This window comes from Halorubrum laminariae, assembly GCF_024494655.1.
In the GTDB taxonomy this organism is placed as follows: Archaea; Halobacteriota; Halobacteria; order Halobacteriales; family Haloferacaceae; genus Halorubrum; species Halorubrum laminariae.
The window spans coordinates 228,346-243,907 of record NZ_JANHDL010000001.1 but is presented as its reverse complement, the minus strand read 5'-3'; the positions used below and the strand labels follow the sequence as shown (position 1 = coordinate 243,907).

The following is a 15,562-nucleotide window of genomic DNA, read 5'->3' as shown; positions in this document are numbered from 1 at the left end:
TTCCGAAAGCCATTACCCACGGAGCGCCGGTGTATCGGCCATGAAGGTTCTGGTGACCGTCAAGGAGGTCGCGGAGGTTGGCGACGACTTCGCGATCGAGGGGACGGCTATTGCGCCGGCGGACCTCGATTACAGCCTCAACGAGTGGGACGACTACGCGGTCGAGGCGGCGGTGCAGCTGGCCGAGGCCGGGATCGCGGACGAGGTCGTCGCCGTCACGATCGGTCCGGAACGCGCCGAGGAGACAATTCGAACGGTGCTTGCGAAAGGCGTGGACCGCGCCGTTCGGGTCTGGGACGACGCCCTCGCGGACGGGTTCGCCGATGTCGCCGCCAAGGCGACGGTGTTCGAGGCGGTCGTTGCCGATGAAGCGCCCCACCTCGTGCTCGGCGGCGTCCAAGCGGCGGACACCGGCTTCGGCGCGACGGGCGTCGCGCTCGCGGAGCGGATCGACTTCGAGCACGCCGCCGTCGTCAACGCCCTCGACGTCGACGCTGACGCGGGCGTCGCGCACGTCCGCCGCGAGCTGGAGGGCGGCGTCGAAGAGCTGACCGACGTCGACCTCCCGGCCGTGTTGACCGTCCAGACCGGGATCAACGAGCCGCGGTACGCGAGCCTCCGCGGGATTCGACAGGCCCAACAGAAGGAGATCGCCGCGACCGATCTGGCCGATCTGGGACTCGTCGCCGGCGACGTGGAAAGCGACGTGACGATCACGTCGCTGTCCGAGCCGGAGAGCGAGTCGGACGCCGAGTTGATCGAGGGCAACGCCGGCGAGGCCGCGGCGCGCCTCGCCGAGCGCCTGCGCGAGTCGGGGGTGGACGCGTGACGGACGACGCGCTCGTCGTCGCCGAACACCGCCGCGGAGACCTTCGAGACGTCTCCTACGAGGCGATCACCGCCGGCCGGGAGCTGGCCGACGCGCGGGGCGGCGACCTCCACGTCGCGGTCGTCGCCGGCGACGTCGACGCCTTCGCCGAGGACCTGAACCGCGAGGGCGTCGATGCGGTCCACGCGGTCTCGAACGGCGAGGAGTTCGATCACACCGTCTACCAGGCCGCGGTCGGCGAGTTGGTTGCCCGACTCGACGCCGGCTCCGTGGTACTCGCGAACTCCGTGAACGGGCTCGACTACGCGCCCGCGCTCGCAGAGGAACTCGGTGTGCCGATCGTGACCGACGCGATCGGGCTCGACTACGCCGACGGGCTCACGGTGACCCGCGAGATGTACGGCTCGAAGGTGGAGACGACCCTCGACGTGGCCGGCGACCGGTTCGTCATCACGGTTCGCGGCGGCGAGTGGGCACCCGCTGAGGGCGTGGGTGACGCCACCGTCGGGACGGTGGAGATCGACGCGCCGGAATCGGGCGCACGCGTCACCGGGTTCGAGGAGGTCGGCGGCGGCGACGTCGATATCGCGGACGCCGACGTGCTCGTCTCGGTCGGCCGGGGGATCAGCGAGGAGGAGAACCTCGAACTGGTCGAAGCGCTTGCGGACGCGCTCGGCGCGACCCTGTCGGCGTCGCGGCCGATCGTCGACAACGGCTGGCTCCCAAAGAGCCGACAGGTCGGGCAGTCGGGCAAGGTCGTCGCGCCCGACGTGTACATAGCGGTCGGCATCTCTGGCGCGGTCCAGCACGTCGCCGGCATGAAGGGGTCGGACACGATCGTCGCGATCAACACCGACCCGAACGCGCCGATCTTCGACATCGCCGACTACGGGATCGTCGGCGACCTGTTCGACGTGGTTCCCGCGCTCACCGCGGAGTTCGAGTAGATCGACGCGGGGCACGACGGATCTCCGAGCCGAGACGACTCGCCCGCCTCTCGGTTCGTTTATCATCCCGCCGACCCTCCGATCGCGCAATGAGCGAGGCCGACGAGCAGCCGGCTGCGACCGCGACGGGCCGCGAGATCTGGATCGAGAAGTACCGGCCGCAGTCGCTCGACGACATCCACGGTCAAGAGGAGATAGTCGAGCGACTGCAGAGCTACATCGACCAGGACGACGTGCCGCACCTGTTATTTTCAGGACAAGCAGGCGTGGGAAAAACGACCGCCGCCACCGCTATCGCTCGCGAAATCTACGGCGAGGACAACTGGCGCGGGAACTTCTTGGAGCTCAACGCCTCCGACCAACGCGGTATCGACGTCGTTCGCGACCGGATCAAGGGGTTCGCGCGCTCGTCGTTCGGCGGCGACTTCCGGATCGTGTTTCTCGATGAGGCGGACAGCCTCACCGATGACGCCCAATCAGCGCTCCGCCGGACGATGGAGCAGTTCTCCGACAACACCCGATTCATCCTCTCGTGTAACTACTCGTCGAAGATCATCGACCCGATCCAGTCGCGGTGTGCGGTGTTCCGGTTCTCGCCCCTGTCGGACGAGGCGGTGGCGGCGCAGGTGCGCGAGATCGCCGCGGCGGAGGAGATCGAGGTGACCGACGCCGGCGTCGACGCCCTCGTCTACGCCGCAGACGGCGACATGCGCCGCGCGATCAACTCCCTGCAGGCCGCGGCGACGACCGGCGAGATCGTCGACGAGGAGGCGGTGTACGCGATCACGGCGACCGCGAGACCTGAGGAGATCGAGTCGATGGTGACGGACGCGCTGGCCGGTGATTTCACGAAGGCGCGCGCGACGCTCGACACGCTTCTCACCGAGACGGGGATGGCCGGCGGCGACGTGATCGACCAACTCCACCGGTCGGTCTGGGAGTTCGACCTGAGCGAGCGCGAGGCCGTCCGGCTGATGGAGCGGATCGGCGAGGCCGACTACCGGATCGCGGAGGGGGCGAACGAGCAGGTGCAACTGGAGTCGCTGCTTGCCGCGCTGTCGCTTGCGGAGTAGGCCGTCGACCGCTTGAAGCGACAAGCCGGAGAACCGACCGTCGACGACTCAGTCGAGCAGGTCGTCGATCGCGTCGTCGATCGCCTCGGCGTCGGGGAACTCGGGGTGTTCGCTCGCGACCCAGGCGAACTCGACGGTCCGGTCGGCATCGAGGAGGAACACGGCCGGGCGCGTCTCCGTGATCCCGGTCATACCGTCGATGTGGTGGGAGAGGCCGTACTCTTCGATCACGGCCGCGCCGGGGTCGGAGAAGATCCGGACGCCGTCGGCGCGCTCGGCGAGCAGGCGCTTGTGGGCGTACGGGGTAGAGACGGACAGTCCGACCACGTCGAGGTCGTCGGCCCACCCGTGCTCGTCGACCGTGTTGTAGAGGTACGTCGCTTGGAACGCGCCGTCCATCGGGTGAAAGACGAGCAGCGTCGGCCCGTCGACGACGGAATCGAGCGACCGATCCTCCCAGTACTCCTCGTCGACGAGCGGTCGGGTGAAGTCGGGCGCGGTGTCGCTCTCGGCGACGTGGTCCGTCTCGGGCAGAGAGACGACATCGAAGTCGGGCATCTCAGGCACCTCCCTCGCCGTAGGTCCCGCGGAGGTACTCGACGATGTTCGCGCTCTCGGACATCGTCACGCCGGTCTCGGGGTCGACGATCGCCGGGACGCTCCGCGCGCCGGAGACGCGCTTGACGACGTTGCGCTCGGAGTGCATCGGCTCGACGTACCGCGAGCGGTACGAGAGACCGAGCTCGTTCAGCGTCCGGGCGACGCGCTCACAGTACGGGCACGCCTGCAGTCGGTACAGGGTGATCTGTGTGTCTGTCATGGCTCACGTTTCGAACGCGGAACGGGTAATCGTATCGGCGGCGGCACGTTCCTCGTGTGTAGTCGATGCGGTCGTCTCGGACCGATGACGGCACCGTCCGAAGGTAATCCTTTAACCTCGTGCCGTCGGAAGACGAATGAACATGGGATTGTCGTTGAGCGCGCTGACTGTCGGCCTCCTCCAGCTTCCGATCCCGGGGCAGGACGTGATCACCGCCTTCGGAATCTTGGCGATCCTCGCGTTAGTCGGACTGTCGGCGTTCTTCTCCTCGTCGGAGATCGCGATGTTCTCGCTGCCGCAACACCGCGTCGACAGCCTCGTCGACGAGGGCGTCCGCGGCGCGGAGACGATCCGCGAAATGAAGGCGAACCCTCACCGGCTGCTGGTGACAATCCTCGTCGGCAACAACATCGTCAACGTGGCGATGACCTCCATCGCGACCGCGCTGTTCGGGATCTACCTCTCCCGCGGGCAGTCCGTGCTGGCGACGACGTTCGGGATCACGACGCTCGTGTTGATCTTCGGCGAGAGCGCGCCGAAGTCGTACGCGGTCGAAAACACCGAGTCGTGGGCGCTGCGAATCGCCCGCCCCCTGAAGCTCTCGGAGTACGCGCTGTACCCGCTCGTCGTGCTCTTCGACTACATCGTCAAGGGCGTCAACAGCGTCATCGGCGGCTCCGCCGCGATCGAGTCGACGTACGTCACCCGCGACGAGATCCAAGACATCATCGAAACGGGCGAGCGCGAGGGCGTGATCGAGGAGGAAGAACGGGAGATGCTCGACCGGATCTTCCGCTTTAACAACACCATCGCCAAGGAGGTGATGACGCCCCGGCTCGACGTGACGGCAGTCGCGAAGGAGTCGAACGTGGAGCAGGCGATAGAGACGTGCATCCAAGCCGACCACGAGCGCGTCCCCGTCTACGAAGGGAACCTCGACAATATCATCGGCGTCGTCACCGTTCGAGACCTAGTCCGCGAACTGCGCTACTCCGAGGGGGAGCCGTCGCTGGCACGGATCGTGAAGCCGACGCTGCACGTCCCCGAGTCGAAGAATGCAGACGAACTGCTCGCGGAGATGCAGGACAACCGTCTCCAGATGGTCACCGTGATCGACGAGTTCGGGACGACGGAGGGGATCATCACCCTCGAAGACATGGTCGAGGAGATCGTCGGCGAGATCTTGGAAGGCGACGAGTCCGCGCCGGTCGAGTTCATCGAAGAGAACGTCGCGGTCGTGCAAGGCGAGGTGAACATCGACGAGGTGAACGACCTGCTCGACATCGATCTGCCAGAAGGCGAGGAGTTCGAGACGCTCGCCGGGTTCGTGTTCAACCGCGCTGGACGGCTCGTCGAGGAGGGAGAAGAGATCGAATTCGACGGCATCCGCATCCGGATCGAGCGCGTGGACAACACTCGGATCATGTCCGCCCGAGTGACCGTGCTCGATGTTGACGACGGCGACGTACTCTCCGACGACGAGGCGAGCGACGCCGAGACACCCACGGACGACGCGGCGTAGCTCGACCGTCGGGCGGGTGTCGTCGCTGGTGGCTGTTCACGCATCGTTGTTGGTGGCTGTTCACGCATCGTTGCTGGTGGCTGTTCACGCATCGTTGCTGGTGCGGTGATCGTCGCTGCGGGCACGCGTTCGGATCCTTCGTCGCCCGCACAGTACCGCTCCGCACCTCGCGCCTCCCCAGCCTCGGTCGGCGGCGGCCGCGGACCCCGCACCGCTCTCGGCCGCCGCCGCCCTCCCTCGCGCGGGCGGCTCGCGCCGCGGTGCGGCGCTCACCGGCGCGCGCCACCGTCAGAATCACGCGCCAGTGTTCGAATCCGGCCGCCGTTCCGTAGTCCTGTCTCCGACTCGGTCCGTTCGGCGATCCAACCGTGTCTCTGTTCGAGCGCTACGATCTACTATTTCCTGTATATTTTTTAAATAGCGTACGCGCGGGCGGCGTCGACGAGGGCCTTTCGGTAGTCGCTCTCGGAGGGATCGGGACCGAGCGCGAGGAACCGCTGCTTGAACGCGTCGACGTCGACCGCGTCGGTGTCGCTGCCGGCGGCCCGCGCGAGGTCATAGATTCGGTGACCGGGGCCGGCGATGTCGTGGCGCTCGACCAACGCCAGCGCGAAGGCGGCGTTGACGGCGGTGATCTCCGGGTCCGCGCCACCCGTCACCGGCGGGGAGCCGTCGCGCGAGACCGCCGGTCTGTCGGCGACGGCGGCCGCGAGGGTGGACTCTAAGAAGCCGAGCAGCTTGTCGGCCGGCGCGACCGAGAGCGTGATGTCGTCGGCGTAGATGTCTTTCATGTGGTTCGAGATCTGGTAACAGTGCGCGAGCTTCCGGCGCTCCACCTTCTCGCCGGAGAGCCCCAAGTATAGCGCCTCCTCCGTCGACTGGACGTGGGAGGCGTGGCCCTCCTCGTGGCGGGCCATGTGCGACAGTTCGTGGACGGCCAGCTCGCGGGCCATCGCACTGGTAGCGGCGCGCTTCGAGACGTTCAGGACGTGGTAGCCGTCGTAGTGGCCCGCCCACGTCCGCTCGTCGGGGTCCTCGCGCACCTTCACGTGAACGGGATCGGCGAGCGAGCACTCGGTCTCGAACAGGTCTGCGGCACCGAGGAACGGATCGGGAGGCACGTCTCCCTGCACGCGGAGGTCCATGTGTATTACTCACACGGGTGCGACCGGTAAGTCTCTTGCGCCGGCCACCTGCTCGTATTCGTCGTCCGCGCGGGCGACCTCCGCGCCCCGCTCACTCGCTGACGAGGCCGACGACGAGGTAGACGACGGGGGTGTCGAGCAGCGCGATCGCGAGCTTGAGGAGGTACTGGCCGAGTCCGAGTGCGAGCAGGGCGGCGGGCGGAAGCGGCGATCCGACACCGAGCAGAGTCGGAGCCGCGTAGAAGGCGACGCCGACGAAGATCGCGGTATCGAGCGCCTGACTAGTGGCCGTCGACGCGATGTTGCGCAGCCACAGCAGCCCACTGCCGGTCCGGTCGCGGATCGCGTGGAAGACGAACACGTCCCAGTTCTGGCTCACGACGTACGCGAGCAGGCTACCGGCGACGATCCCAGTCGCCGGGGCGAGCGCGGTCTCAAACGCGGCCGAGATCTCGGGATTCACGCCGGGCGCAGCGAGGGTCGACCACACTAACGCGAGCACGAGGAAGTTCGCGAGAAAGGCGACATTGACGACCACCTGCGTCGCGCGGCGACCGTACAGCTCGGCGTAGCAGTCCGAGGCGAGGAACGTGAGCGCGTACGCGAGCGCGGCACCCGGAAGCGTGATCTCGGGGCCGACGACGGGGAGCGCGACGGGCAACGGCAGCGCGATCACCTTCGCCGCGGTGAGCTGTGCCGTCGCGAGCGCGACGGTGAACAGGGTGACGAGCGCGACCGCGGCCACCGCGGACCGGTCCAGCGGGTCGACTGCGAAGGGGCCGTCCGTGCCGGCGAGGCCGTCCGCTCGGCTACTCATCGCCGCCCTCGCGGTCAGTCTCGCCCTCCCTCCCCGCGGTCCCGTCCTCGCTCCCCGCGCTCTCGGCCACCAGCCGATCGTGGCGGGCGTCGATCTCGTCGAGTACGTCCAGCGTCTTGCGGATCGACGCGCGGACGGCGTCGCTGCGGTTCACGAACTTCCCGTCGTCGCCGACGTGTTCGTCGAGGTCGGCGAGCAGTTCGCCGGGGATCTCCACGCTGATCTTGGGCATGTCGATTTAGTCCGCCGCGGACGCTCAAGAGCGTTCTTATTCGGGTGCTCTGTGAAGAATATCGATGCTCGAACGGCTCACCGGATCGCTTCCGGCGTGTCGTCTTGCCGGCAGATTTATAATAAAAGATTGTGATTATTATGGTGAGTGGTATGTATGACCACACCAATGAGCGCGGAGGCGGAAGCGGAGGGACAGCGTCCCTCGAGTCGCGACGTCGGCGTCGGTGAGATCGCGGTTTGGCGACTGATCGAGTGTCTCGCTGGCGGCGGCGCGGCGGCCGCGGTCTTCCTGTTCGCGCTGCCGGTGCTCGCCGACCTCGCGAGCCCCCTCCGAGCGCTGTCGCCGACGGGGCTCCTGTTCGCGTTCCTGTTCGTATGGCTGTTCTTCTGGACAGCTACTGCGGCCGCCCGAGAGCGAGCAATCGGCTACCCGCTCACTCGCCGTCGCCGGCGCGAGTGAAGAACGCGACCGCGGCACCAAACAGCGTCAGGTTCTGGAGGAACGAGGTGAGCTCTTCGTCGCGCGATTCGTCCTCAACCGCCCAGAAGTCGTGCATGATCGGTGTGACTCCGAGGAAGAAGGCAGCGACGCTTCCCGCGGAGAGCTTCGGGCGCTTCCAAGCTCCGATACCGAGGCTCCCGCCGAGCAGGAGGCCGCTCGCGGCCGGGACGAGTGCGTCGGCGAGGGGTACGCCCTTGGCGTCCGCGTACGCGATGCGGCCGTCGAGGTCCGTGAGGTTCCGGACCGCCAGCGCGAGCAGTCCGCCGGCGAAGAGCAGTCGTCCGAAAAGCGGTGCAGATCCGTCGGTTTCGGCGTCGGTCTGCGTGTCGGCGGTGCTCGCCGATGTATCGTCTCTGTCTTCCATCTATCCAATAGACGGCTGTCGCGGTGTTAACGGATTCGCTTTCGAGACGGCCTCGTCTGCGTCGTCGCGTCTGACACAGCTTAATACGCGTCGAGTACGAGACACCCAACAACCCCATGATCAACGAGATTCACGTCCGTACCGACAGCGCGGGACGACAGACCCGATCGCCTTCCCCCACCGAGCGATCCCGGAGGGTAGGCCGATGAAGCTCGCGACGATCGGCGTCGGCAACGCCGGCAGCAAGATAATCGACCAGATGATCGAGTTCGAGGTCGAGACCGGTCGGGACCTCTGCCGACACGCGCTCGTCATCAACACGGCTCGAACCGACCTCGCCAAGCCCGAGAACATCCCGGAGGACCGCCGCGTCCTCATCGGTGACACCCACAGCAAGGCCCGTGGCCACGGCGTTGGTGGCGACGCCGAGATCGGGGCAGAGGTCGCCAAGACCGACATCGACGAGATACGCCGGGTCTTCGACGACATTGAGATCCACGAGGTCGACGCGGTGCTGGTCGCGGCCGGCCTCGGCGGCGGGACGGGCAGCGGAGCCGCCCCGGTCGTTATCACCGAACTCCAGAAGATGTACGACGAGCCGATCTACGGGCTCGGCGTGCTTCCCGGCCAGTACGAGGGCGGTCGGCCGGCCCTCAACGCCGCCCGCTCGCTGCAGTCGTTCGTCACCAACGTCGACAACTTCATCGCGTTCGACAACGACGCGTGGCGCTCGCGCGGCCAGACGATAGAGCAGGGGTACGCCGAGATGAACCGAGAGCTTGCGACGCGGATCGTCACGCTGCTCGCGGCCGGCGAGGTCGACGAGTCCGATGTCGGCGAGAACGCTATGGACTCGAGCGACATCATGCGAACCCTCGATGTCGGCGGCGTTTCCTCGATCGGCTACGCGTCGACCGACCTCGACGTTCCCAAGGAGGGGCTGCTCTCGAAGTTCAACGACGCCGAGGAGCCGCAGGCGGAGTCGACCGACGCCGCCAAGATCAAGGGGCTCGTCCGCCGGGCGGTCAACTCTCGACTGACCGTCCCCTGTGAGGTGTCGAGCGCGGACCGCGCGCTGATCGTCTTCGCCGGGCCGCCGGAGGTCATCTCGCGGAAGGGCGTCGAGTCCGCCCGCGAGTGGCTGGAGAATGAGGCTGACACCGTCGACGTGCTCGCCGGCGACGACCCCCGCCCGAACTCCTCGACGCTCGCGGCGGTCGTCTTGCTTTCGAACGTCACTGAGACGCCTCGGATCGACGAGATCCAGAACCAGGCCGTCGACGCCCAGAACAAGATTCAGGAGTTGGACGCGGTCCGCGACGAAGAGATCGAGTCGCTGATCACCGACGACAACAATGACCTCGACCCGATCGTCTAACGATCGGAACCGACGGTCCGCAGAGGCGGGGCGGCCGCAACGAGAGGCGAGGCACACATGAAACTCGCTCTGATCGGCGTCGGCGACGCGGGCACGAGAATTGTCGACCGGCTGGTCGCCGCAGAGGCGGAGACGGGCCGGTGGTTCACCGAAGGGAACGTCCTCGCGTTCAACACCGCGGCGCACGCGTTCGACGAGACCGAGTCGATCCCGGACGAACGGCAGGTCCTGATCGGCGACACCCACCCGGACGTGACCCAGCGCGTCGCGGCCGACGCGGACGACACGAGTTCCACCCACGTGGACGGCGTCGACGCAGACGACACGGAAGCCGCCTCGGACTCGGACCGCGACGGATCGGATAAGTCGTCTACCGAACGCCCCGGCGTCGGCGGCGACCCGGAAGTCGGTGCCGACGTCGCCACGACGGACCTCCCGGAGATCCGTCGCGCGCTGGACAGCATCGACGAGACCGAGGTGGCGGCGACGATGGTCGTCGCCGGACTAGGCGGCGGAACGGGAGCCGGCGTCGGGAGCGTGATCGTCGAGGAACTGCAGGCGGTCCACGAGAGTCCGGTGTACGCGCTCGGCGTCCTCCCGGCGTCGACCGAGTCCGACCGCCGAGCACTGACCGCCGCCCGCGGGATCCGGACGCTCGTTCCACTCGCCGACGCCGTCTTCCCGGTCGATAACGAGGCGTGGCGACACGGCGTAGAGCCGGTCGACGAGCGCTACGACGCGATCAACGACGCGATCGCGACGCGGATCGTGGGACTGTTCGGTGCCGGCGAGCGCGCCCCCACTTCCCCCTCCGAGATGCGGATCGACCCGGCAGACATCCGGCGAACGCTGGAGGTCGGCGGCCTCGCCTCGATCGGCCGCGAGACGGTTACCATCGAGACCGACTCGTCGGGATTAATGGCTCGCCTGCTCCGACTTCTCGGACTCGCGGACGACACCCGCGGCGGCCAAGAGACCGACGCGGCGACGGTCAAACGGCTCGTCCAGCAGGTGCTCAACGCCGAGTTGACGCTGCCCTGTGACATCACCTCGACCGACCGCGCGCTGTTGATCCTCTCTGGGCCTCCGTCGGCGATCTCCCGGAAGGGTTTCGAGACGGGCCGGTATCTCCTCGAAGAGGAGACGGGGACCGTGGAGGTGCTCGCCGGCGACGAGCCGCTTCCCGACGCCTCGACGATCACCGCGACGGTGCTTTTCGCGAACGTGACTACCGTCCCGCGCATCGACGAGCTACAGGCACGGGCGACGGCGGCCGGCGCGTTCGAGCCGAGTGAGACGGGCACCGACGGCGCGGAGGACACCGGCGGCGCGGAGGACACCGGCGGCGCGGAGGACACCGGCGACACCACGCTCACCGATACCGACGGCGGAACGGTCGACATCGACCGCGGTGACGACGATATCGAACCTACTGACGACGGTATCGAATCGCCTAACGTCGGCGGTACTGACGTGGGTGAACGCGGTACGGCCGACTCCGATAAGACCGACCCCGACACGGGTGACGCCGTCGCGGCGCGCGATCATGAGTTCGAATTCACTGACGACGCACCCGGCGAGGACGCAGAAAAGTGAACGGATCGTTGAGACGCCTGAGACGCACTCGCTTCCGGCGCTGAGGCGGGAGGTATTCCTCACCCCGTCATGGGCATCGCGAGGCCGTCCCACGTGCCGTTGTATCGCTCCCACAACAGCACCGCGGGTGGGAGAGCGACGACAGTGAACACGAACGAGTACACCACGCTGAGCGCCATCAATAGACCGAAGTCGCCGAGCACTGGGGTGATGGCGAGCGCGAGCGCACCCGTTCCGAGCGAGGTCGTGAGCATGCTCCCGAGTAGGGCACCGCCCGTCCCAGAGAGCGTGATGATCATCGACTCGTAGGCGTCAGCGCCCTCGTTGAACTCATCGATGAACCGGTGGGTCGCGTGCACCGAGTACGCGATCCCGAGTCCGATCGAGATGGAGAGGATCGTCGCGGTCAGCGCGTTCAGGGACATATCGAGGTACCGCATCGTCCCGAGCAGAAACGCGATCGCGATCAGGATCGGGAAGAGGTTCACGATCCCGAGAAGCGGCTTGCCCTCCAAGACGGCGTACGCGATGACGAGGAACAGCCCCGTCAGCCCCATCGCGAGGATCAGTCCCTGGATCGCCGAGTTGAAGATGATGTCCGTCACCGCGTCGAAGACGACGAGCTGGCCGGTCGCCGTCGTCTCGAATCGGAAGTCCCCCGCGAACTGTCGGGCGTCGACGGCGGCCTCGGCCTGTGAAGCGCTCGAATCGATCGCGTAGTCGACCTGCGCGCTCCGTCGGTCCGGCGTGAGGTACTGTTCGGCGCGGTCGCCCGACGTCGAGGCGAACAGCGCGTCGTAGACTCGGGCGAGGTTGCGGTCGGGAATCCCGTCGCCGTCGATGTCGTTTCGGGCGACTAGGTCGGCGAACTCGGGATCCTGTTCGGCGTGCGACTGCATCACCGTCACGATGCTGGTCGGCTGCGCGCTCCCGCCGTCGCCGACGGCGAGCGCTCCCGGCGCATCATCGTTCGGATCGGCGAGGGCCTCAAGCGCGTGCCCCTCCTCGAAGTTCCCTTCGACGTACAACTTCACCGACTGATCCTGATTTGTCGAGAAGCGATCTTCGAGGAGGTTCAGCGTCTCGGTGACGGTGTACTCGCTCGGCGCGAACGGTTCCGGGAGGCCGGTCACGTAGGCCGGTTGTTCTTCCGGCGGAAGGAAGTCCTCGGTCTCGAAGGAGGTGTCGACGCCGCTGCCGTACGTCGCGGCCATGCCGCCCGTCACGAGTAACACGACGACGAATGCGATCGGCGCGTACCGGCTGACTTGCGCCGGGAACGTCAGGAACTTCCCGAGCGTCGAGTCCTCTGAGGAGATCGGCGCGGAGTTGAACTCGGGGACGTTGTATTTCTCGCGTAGTTCGTCGACCTCCAGTTTCGCCGCCGGGAGGAACAGCCCGAAGATCAGGAAGGTGAAGATGATCCCGATCCCCGAGGCGATCCCCATATTCCGGATCGGTCCGAGATCGGAGATGACGTTCGCGCCGAACCCGAACACGGTGGTCACGGTGACGATGATGAAGGCGATCATCAGCTGGTTGTTCGCCTCTCGCATCGCCTCCGTGGCCTCGTACCCCGCGACGGTCTCCTCGCGATAGCGGTTGATGATATGGATCCCGAAGTCCACACCCACCGCGAGCAGCAACACGGGGACGGCGATGAGCTGTTGGCTGAACGGGATCCCGGAGAAGCCGAGGAACCCGAACGTCCAGATGACGGTCATCAGGAGCGACAACAGTCCGAGCGAGAGGTCGATCGGGTCGCGATAGGCGACGACTAAGAACAACAGCAGCAACAGCACGACGACGGGCATCACGATGGTGAGGGAGTCGCCGATGACGTTGGCTGTCTCCGCGTTGGTCACACCGGTGCCGAACGCCGTGATCTCGCCGGGCTGATCCGCCGCAATCGACCGAATCGTCGTCTGGACCTCTTGGAGGTCGCCGTCGGAGAACCCGGCGGGCACATCGTGAGAGACCACCGTGATCGACGCCGAGGCGCTCGCGCTCGTCGGGTTAAAATCGGTCGCGAGCGTTCCGGTGAACCGTGGATTCTCGGACAGGCCGCGGACGATCTGCCGGACTCGCGTCGCGCTCGTCGACTCGATCGCACGCCGCTGTTCGGCCGCCGTGGTCGCCGACGGGTCGATCCGCTGAGCAACGACCGTCGCCGGGCCGTTCGTCGAGGCGACGCGCAGGTCGTCGCGCGATTCCACTTCCTCTAGGACGCGGAGATCTCTGACAAGCGCCTCCTTCGTCAGGACGTTACCGCCCGAGTGAATGAGCTGGGTGGACTCGCTCTCTGGTTCAAACGGGTCCTCGAACTCCTGATTGACGGCGTCGAGCGCCTCCTGTTCGTCAAGGCCCTCGGTGAACGAGTCGGTGGCTCCGGTGTCCGTGCTGACGAGTCCCATTCCGCCGGCGAACACCAGCGTGAGTACGAGGAAGATGACGATGACTCGGCGTGGGCTGTCGACGATGGCGTCGTTGAGCCGTCGCGTCCACGCCTCGGTGCGCTCGCCGAGCGACATCGGCTACTGCCGCCTCCGGTAGACGACGAGCGCTCCCGTCCCGACGACGAGGAGCGCGACGACGATGACCGGCAGCGGCAGCCCGCCGTCCTCGCTTTCGGTCACGTCGATGGGAACGCGGTAGGTGTCCGTCAGTTGACTGTCGCCGTCGGCGTCGTCGTAGCGGAAGTCGAGCGAGATGGGATACGTGCTCCCGGCTGTCGCGGAGCCCGTGGTTGTCAACTCGAAGGTCATCGTCGTGGTCTCGCCGGGGTCGAGCGACTGGACGTAGCCCGTGTCGGTGTCGCCGGTGTCGAGCGGATCGTCGGCAAACAGGCGAGCCTCCACGTCGCCCGCGGTCTCTTCGAGGTTGTTCGTCACCGCGACGTCGACGGTCCGCGTCCCGCCGGCTTGGATGGTGCGGTTCTCGATCGCGACGTCGAAGCGGTCGCGCTCGGGCGCGACCTCGGCGTCGACGACGAGGTCTTCGAACGCCCGCGTCTCGCCCTCGTCGTTGCGGTACTGCACCGCCATGTCGAGCGAGCGCAGGCCGGCCTCGGCCTCGCCGCCGATCGCAATCGGCAGCGAGAAGTTCGCGGACTCGTCGGGGTCGAGCGTTCCCACGGCCGTTGATCGCTCGGCCGGGATCACGCTCTGGTCGTCGCCGGCGTACTGCACCACGACGCTGCGGGCCGGCACCGGCCCGTCGTTGCGCACGGTGCCGACCAAGTCGCCGTCCTCGGCGACCCGGAGCTGCGACTCCACGTCGGTGAGCGCGAATTCCTGTTCCGCGAGCGGGAGGACACCGATCGAGAGTCCGTCGTCGGTGCGGCTGATTCCGTCGGGGTCGTCGAACGCCACTGAGCCAGAGAGGGTGTACTGTTGGACCGGGAGGCCCGACGCGACGCCGACATCGTAGGCGACCGTCGTGGTTTCGCCGGGATCGAGTTCCGGCACGCGAACCGTGTCGGATTGGGCGTCGCTCACGGTGACGCTGTTGCTCTGCGTACTGAAGCTCACGTCGGCGTTGCGGGCCGTCTCCGCGCCGACGTTCTCGATGGTCGCCTCGACGGTGCCGCTGTCGCCGATCTGCGCGTCGCTCTCGACGTCTACGACTTGAAAGCGGGCGTCGTCGCGGACGCGGAGTTCGACGTCGCGAGAGACGGTGACGGTGCGGTCGTCGCCGGAGGAGATGTACGAGTAAGTGAGATCGAGGTCGAGCGTGTAGGTGCCGGCGTCGATGTCGTCGGGGACGTTGACGCTCACCGGGACCTCCCCCGGCGCGTTCGTCGTCACGCCGCCGATCGCGGTTTCACCGGACTCGACGGAGAGCGGGCCCCCCGCCTCGGCGTCGACGCGAACGTTACGCGCGGTCATAACCGTTTCAGCCGCCGACGGATCGCCGAACCGCAGGTTCCCGTCGTTCGCGATCGTCAACTCGACCGTGTTGGTCTGCCCCGGGACGAGGTTCGGGTTCGACGCGTACACGTCGAGATCGGGTGAGCCGCCGACGTTCGAGGTCTGTGCCGGTGTCGCACTCCCGACCGATGTGTCGGCCAAGTCCGCGGCGACGGCTCCGACGCCGACGCCGCTTGTAACGAGCAGGACGCTCACGAGAAGCACGGACAGTGTTCGAGTTCGCATTCGCTACCTCTCGGCCGCGGCTGCGATCGTCTGGAACACGGTGAGAGGGCGGCAATCTGCCAGCAGGAGACTGAATCGTTGCACACTCGAAGCTCGGTTCACGAATCAATAAATATTTCGTTCGTGGAATCGCATAGCCGGTATGGAGCCGAGAGACCGAAAGTTCGAACCGGGTCAGCCG

15 protein-coding genes are annotated in these 15,562 nt (G+C 66.8%); 7 read left to right on the top strand and 8 right to left on the bottom strand.

Going from position 1 to position 15,562, the window contains the following annotated elements:
* Positions 1-40: 40 nt before the first annotated feature.
* From NO887_RS01130 to NO887_RS01120, 3 genes are all read left to right on the top strand, one after another.
* Positions 41-829: an electron transfer flavoprotein subunit beta/FixA family protein gene (locus NO887_RS01130; RefSeq protein WP_256416673.1), complete on the top strand. Its 789-nt coding sequence runs from the start codon at positions 41-43 to the stop codon at positions 827-829.
* On the top strand, positions 826-1,776 hold the full coding sequence (locus tag NO887_RS01125) for an electron transfer flavoprotein subunit alpha/FixB family protein (RefSeq protein ID WP_256416672.1): 951 nt from the start codon (positions 826-828) through the stop codon (positions 1,774-1,776). Before NO887_RS01130 ends, NO887_RS01125 begins: the two co-directional genes overlap by 4 nt.
* Before the next feature lie 89 nt (positions 1,777-1,865).
* On the top strand, positions 1,866-2,849 hold the full coding sequence (locus tag NO887_RS01120) for a replication factor C small subunit (RefSeq protein WP_256416671.1): 984 nt from the start codon (positions 1,866-1,868) through the stop codon (positions 2,847-2,849).
* A 48-nt stretch (positions 2,850-2,897) separates the two neighbouring features.
* Here NO887_RS01120 and NO887_RS01115 read toward each other — a convergent pair whose 3' ends face one another.
* Both NO887_RS01115 and NO887_RS01110 read right to left on the bottom strand, forming a co-directional pair.
* Positions 2,898-3,407, bottom strand: a complete 510-nt coding sequence (locus NO887_RS01115) for a redoxin domain-containing protein (RefSeq protein ID WP_256416670.1) — start codon at positions 3,405-3,407, stop codon at positions 2,898-2,900.
* Between the two features lies 1 nt (position 3,408).
* Positions 3,409-3,669 carry a glutathione S-transferase N-terminal domain-containing protein gene (locus NO887_RS01110; protein ID WP_256416669.1) on the bottom strand — a complete coding sequence of 87 codons (261 nt, stop codon included), beginning with the start codon at positions 3,667-3,669 and terminating at the stop codon, positions 3,409-3,411.
* Between the two features lie 142 nt (positions 3,670-3,811).
* On the opposite strand from NO887_RS01110, the gene NO887_RS01105 reads away from it, so the two are divergent.
* Complete coding sequence (locus tag NO887_RS01105) at positions 3,812-5,191, top strand: hemolysin family protein (RefSeq protein WP_256416668.1); 1,380 nt, start codon at positions 3,812-3,814, stop codon at positions 5,189-5,191.
* Positions 5,192-5,604: 413 nt separating this feature from the next.
* Here NO887_RS01105 and NO887_RS01100 read toward each other — a convergent pair whose 3' ends face one another.
* The 3 genes from NO887_RS01100 to NO887_RS01090 all read right to left on the bottom strand — a co-directional run bounded on the left by NO887_RS01100 (position 5,605) and on the right by NO887_RS01090 (position 7,385).
* Positions 5,605-6,336 carry a DUF5781 family protein gene (locus NO887_RS01100; RefSeq protein ID WP_256416667.1) on the bottom strand — a complete coding sequence of 244 codons (732 nt, stop codon included), beginning with the start codon at positions 6,334-6,336 and terminating at the stop codon, positions 5,605-5,607.
* A 91-nt stretch (positions 6,337-6,427) separates the two neighbouring features.
* Positions 6,428-7,153: a queuosine precursor transporter gene (locus tag NO887_RS01095; RefSeq protein ID WP_256416666.1), complete on the bottom strand. Its 726-nt coding sequence runs from the start codon at positions 7,151-7,153 to the stop codon at positions 6,428-6,430.
* Positions 7,146-7,385 (bottom strand): ribbon-helix-helix domain-containing protein, encoded by a 240-nt coding sequence (locus NO887_RS01090; protein WP_256416665.1) that lies wholly within the window; start codon positions 7,383-7,385, stop codon positions 7,146-7,148. The genes NO887_RS01095 and NO887_RS01090 overlap by 8 nt, the downstream gene beginning before the upstream one ends.
* 156 nt (positions 7,386-7,541) lie before the next feature.
* Here NO887_RS01090 and NO887_RS01085 point away from each other — a divergent pair, with 156 nt between their 5' ends.
* On the top strand, positions 7,542-7,847 hold the full coding sequence (locus NO887_RS01085; protein WP_256416664.1) for a hypothetical protein: 306 nt from the start codon (positions 7,542-7,544) through the stop codon (positions 7,845-7,847).
* Here NO887_RS01085 and NO887_RS01080 read toward each other — a convergent pair.
* Complete coding sequence (locus NO887_RS01080) at positions 7,822-8,253, bottom strand: DoxX family protein (RefSeq protein WP_256416663.1); 432 nt, start codon at positions 8,251-8,253, stop codon at positions 7,822-7,824. The genes NO887_RS01085 and NO887_RS01080 overlap by 26 nt on opposite strands.
* Positions 8,254-8,458: 205 nt before the next feature.
* Here NO887_RS01080 and NO887_RS01075 point away from each other — a divergent pair, with 205 nt between their 5' ends.
* Both NO887_RS01075 and NO887_RS01070 read left to right on the top strand, forming a co-directional pair.
* On the top strand, positions 8,459-9,631 hold the full coding sequence (locus tag NO887_RS01075) for a tubulin/FtsZ family protein (RefSeq protein ID WP_256416662.1): 1,173 nt from the start codon (positions 8,459-8,461) through the stop codon (positions 9,629-9,631).
* Positions 9,632-9,688: 57 nt separating this feature from the next.
* A complete protein-coding gene (locus NO887_RS01070) occupies positions 9,689-11,227 on the top strand; it encodes a tubulin/FtsZ family protein (RefSeq protein WP_256416661.1) in 1,539 nt (512 codons plus the stop codon).
* Positions 11,228-11,286: 59 nt separating this feature from the next.
* Here the strand turns inward: NO887_RS01070 and NO887_RS01065 are convergent, their stop codons facing one another.
* Positions 11,287-13,758, bottom strand: a complete 2,472-nt coding sequence (locus NO887_RS01065; RefSeq protein WP_256416660.1) for an efflux RND transporter permease subunit — start codon at positions 13,756-13,758, stop codon at positions 11,287-11,289.
* Between the two features lie 3 nt (positions 13,759-13,761).
* Entirely contained in the window at positions 13,762-15,381 is a 1,620-nt protein-coding gene (locus tag NO887_RS01060) for a COG1361 S-layer family protein (protein WP_256416659.1), read from the bottom strand.
* Positions 15,382-15,562 lie beyond the last annotated feature (181 nt).

Bases quoted from the DNA above. Each gene is read 5' to 3' on its own strand.
- NO887_RS01110 (WP_256416669.1), bottom strand. From the start codon at position 3,669: ATGACAGACACACAGATCACCCTGTACCGACTGCAGGCGTGCCCGTAC.
- NO887_RS01080 (WP_256416663.1), bottom strand. From the start codon at position 8,253: ATGGAAGACAGAGACGATACATCGGCGAGCACCGCCGACACGCAGACC.
- NO887_RS01085 (WP_256416664.1), top strand. From the start codon at position 7,542: ATGACCACACCAATGAGCGCGGAGGCGGAAGCGGAGGGACAGCGTCCC.
- NO887_RS01120 (WP_256416671.1), top strand. From the start codon at position 1,866: ATGAGCGAGGCCGACGAGCAGCCGGCTGCGACCGCGACGGGCCGCGAG.
- NO887_RS01115 (WP_256416670.1), bottom strand. From the start codon at position 3,407: ATGCCCGACTTCGATGTCGTCTCTCTGCCCGAGACGGACCACGTCGCC.
- NO887_RS01095 (WP_256416666.1), bottom strand. From the start codon at position 7,153: ATGAGTAGCCGAGCGGACGGCCTCGCCGGCACGGACGGCCCCTTCGCA.
- NO887_RS01105 (WP_256416668.1), top strand. From the start codon at position 3,812: ATGGGATTGTCGTTGAGCGCGCTGACTGTCGGCCTCCTCCAGCTTCCG.
- NO887_RS01130 (WP_256416673.1), top strand. From the start codon at position 41: ATGAAGGTTCTGGTGACCGTCAAGGAGGTCGCGGAGGTTGGCGACGAC.
- NO887_RS01065 (WP_256416660.1), bottom strand. From the start codon at position 13,758: ATGTCGCTCGGCGAGCGCACCGAGGCGTGGACGCGACGGCTCAACGAC.
- NO887_RS01100 (WP_256416667.1), bottom strand. From the start codon at position 6,336: ATGGACCTCCGCGTGCAGGGAGACGTGCCTCCCGATCCGTTCCTCGGT.
- NO887_RS01060 (WP_256416659.1), bottom strand. From the start codon at position 15,381: ATGCGAACTCGAACACTGTCCGTGCTTCTCGTGAGCGTCCTGCTCGTT.
- NO887_RS01075 (WP_256416662.1), top strand. From the start codon at position 8,459: ATGAAGCTCGCGACGATCGGCGTCGGCAACGCCGGCAGCAAGATAATC.
- NO887_RS01090 (WP_256416665.1), bottom strand. From the start codon at position 7,385: ATGCCCAAGATCAGCGTGGAGATCCCCGGCGAACTGCTCGCCGACCTC.
- NO887_RS01070 (WP_256416661.1), top strand. From the start codon at position 9,689: ATGAAACTCGCTCTGATCGGCGTCGGCGACGCGGGCACGAGAATTGTC.